This is a genomic window from Companilactobacillus mindensis DSM 14500 (assembly GCF_001434275.1).
GTDB lineage: Bacteria > Bacillota > Bacilli > Lactobacillales > Lactobacillaceae > Companilactobacillus > Companilactobacillus mindensis.
In genome coordinates, this window is sequence record NZ_AZEZ01000056.1 from 1 (window position 1) to 3,241 (window position 3,241).

Consider the following 3,241-nt stretch of genomic DNA (forward strand, 5'->3'; position numbering starts at 1 on the left):
ACTCGTACCTTGAAAACTGGATATTAAGAATTAATGAATTAAAGAAACACCGAAAACTGCGTGATGAGTAAAATCATCATTTTGTACGAGTGATCGTATAGTATTAATAATCTTTGTAATTTATAGATTAAGTTATAAAGGGCGCATGGTGGATGCCTAGGCACTAGGAACCGATGAAGGACGTAACTAACGACGATACGCCTCGGGGAGCTGTAAGTAAGCTTTGATCCGGGGATTTCCGAATGGGGGAACCCAAATATCGTAATGGATATTTACTTGTTTGTGAATACATAGCAATCAAGAGGAAGACGCAATGAACTGAAACATCTAAGTAGTTGCAGGAAGAGAAAGAAATTCGATTCCCTGAGTAGCGGCGAGCGAAACGGGAACAGCCCAAACTAAAGAGCTTGCTCTTTAGGGTTGTAGGACTGATGTTGTGAGAACAAAAGGTAATGATAGTTGAACAAGCTGGAAAGCTTGGCCAAAGAGTGTGAAAGCCACGTAAACGAAATCTGACCCACTCCATTCAGTATCCTGAGTACGGCGGAACACGAGAAACTCCGTCGGAATCTGGGAGGACCATCTCCCAAGGCTAAATATTCCCTAGTGACCGATAGTGAACCAGTACCGTGAGGGAAAGGTGAAAAGTACCGCGGAAGCGGAGTGAAATAGATCCTGAAACCATGTGCCTACAAGTAGTGAGAGCCCGTTAATGGGTGATCGCGTGCCTTTTGTAGAATGAACCGGCGAGTTACGTTAACATGCAAGGTTAAGATGAAAAGTCGGAGCCGTAGCGAAAGCGAGTCTGAATAGGGCGTCCGAGTATGTTGATGTAGACCCGAAACCAAGTGACCTACCCATGACCAGGTTGAAGATGCGGTAAAACGCATTGGAGGACCGAACCCGTGTATGTTGAAAAATGCTGGGATGAGTTGTGGGTAGCGGTGAAATTCCAAACGAACTTGGAGATAGCTGGTTCTCTCCGAAATAGCTTTAGGGTTAGCCTCGGGGATTAGGATCGTGGAGGTAGAGCACTGTTTGGACTAGGGGCCCGTCTTGGGTTACTGAATTCAGATAAACTCCGAATACCATTGATCTATACCCGGGAGTCAGACGATGAGTGATAAGATCCACCGTCGAAAGGGAAACAGCCCAGATCACCAGTTAAGGTCCCAAAATTCATGCTAAGTGGAAAAGGATGTGGAAACGCATAGACAACTAGGATGTTGGCTCAGAAGCAGCCATTCATTCAAAGAGTGCGTAATAGCTCACTAGTCGAGTGATTCTGCGCCGAAAATGTACCGGGGCTAAGCATGATACCGAAACTGTGGATGCATCGTAAGATGTGTGGTAGGAGAGCGTTGTAAGAGCATTGAAGCTGTACCGTGAGGAGCAGTGGAGTTCTTAGAAGTGAGAATGCCGGTATGAGTAACGAAAGATCAGTGAGAATCTGGTCGGCCGAAAGACTAAGGTTTCCTGGGGAAGGCTCGTCCTCCCAGGGTTAGTCGGGGCCTAAGATGAGACCGAGAGGTGTAATCGATGGATAACAGGTTGATATTCCTGTACTAGTTTATTTTGTTTGAACGATGGAAGGACGCAGGAGGATGATGTGTGCACACTGATGGATATGTGTGTCCAAGCCGCAAGCCTTGGAATGAGTCAAATGCTTATTCCTTTAAGGGCAAGTTGTGATGGGGAGTGAAATTTAGTAGCGAAGCACAGTAACTCACACTGCCAAGAAAAGTTCCTAGTTAGAAATAAACTACCCGTACCGCAAACCGACACAGGTAGTCGAGGAGAGTATCCTAAGGTCAGCGAGTGAACTCTCGTTAAGGAACTCGGCAAAATGACCCCGTAACTTCGGGAGAAGGGGTGCTGGTGTAACATCCAGCCGCAGTGAATAGGCCCAAACAACTGTTTATCAAAAACACAGGTCTATGCTAAATCGTAAGATGACGTATATGGGCTGACGCCTGCCCGGTGCTGGAAGGTTAAGAGGATCAGTTAGCTTTTGCGAAGCTGAGAATTGAAGCCCCAGTAAACGGCGGCCGTAACTATAACGGTCCTAAGGTAGCGAAATTCCTTGTCGGGTAAGTTCCGACCCGCACGAAAGGCGTAATGATTTGGGCACTGTCTCAACGAGAGACTCGGTGAAATTATAATACCCGTGAAGATGCGGGTTACCCGCGACAGGACGGAAAGACCCCATGGAGCTTTACTGTAGCTTGATATTGAGTTTTTGTGTGACATGTACAGGATAGGTAGGAGCCATTGATTTCGGAACGCTAGTTTCGAAGGAGGCGTTGGTGGGATACTACCCTTGTTATATGAAAACTCTAACCTACATCGCTTAGCGCGATGAGGGACAGTGTCTGGTGGGCAGTTTGACTGGGGCGGTCGCCTCCTAAAATGTAACGGAGGCGCTCAAAGGTTCGCTCAGAATGGTTGGAAATCATTCGCAGAGTGTAAACGTACAAGCGAGCTTGACTGCGAGACTGACAAGTCGAGCAGGGACGAAAGTCGGAGTTAGTGATCCGGTGGTACCATATGGAAGGGCCATCGCTCAACGGATAAAAGCTACCCTGGGGATAACAGGCTTATCTCCCCCAAGAGTTCACATCGACGGGGAGGTTTGGCACCTCGATGTCGGCTCATCGCATCCTGGGGCTGTAGTCGGTCCCAAGGGTTGGGCTGTTCGCCCATTAAAGCGGTACGCGAGCTGGGTTCAGAACGTCGTGAGACAGTTCGGTCCCTATCCGTCGCGGGCGTAGGAAATTTGAGAGGAGCTGTCCTTAGTACGAGAGGACCGGGATGGACATACCTCTGGTGTACCAGTTGTGCCGCCAGGCGCATCGCTGGGTAGCTACGTATGGAAGGGATAAACGCTGAAAGCATCTAAGTGTGAAGCCCACCTCGAGATGAGATTTCCCATTCCTTTATGGAAGTAAGATCCGTTAGAGAATATGACGTAGATAGGCTGCGGGTGGAAGTGTAGCGATACATGGAGCTGAGCAGTACTAATAGATCGAGGACTTAATCGAGCAAAAAGAGTTTACCAGTTTGAAGTGTTTAAAAGTTTAATTCATAGTCTTAATATCTAGTTTTGAAGGTACGAGCAAAACAGTGTAGTGACGATAGCGAGAAGGATACACCTGTTCCCATGCCGAACACAGAAGTTAAGCTTCTCCACGTCGAAAGTAGTTGGTGGGAAACTACCCGCGAGGATAGATAGTCGCTACGC

Annotated in this window: 2 rRNA genes; both read left to right on the top strand. The window is 47.7% G+C overall.

Annotated elements, in window-relative coordinates:
• Positions 1 to 125: 125 nt before the first annotated feature.
• Positions 126 to 3,041: ribosomal RNA gene (locus FD29_RS05345) — 23S ribosomal RNA — on the top strand.
• A gap of 83 nt (positions 3,042 to 3,124) precedes the next feature.
• A 5S ribosomal RNA gene (gene rrf / locus FD29_RS05350) occupies positions 3,125 to 3,241 on the top strand.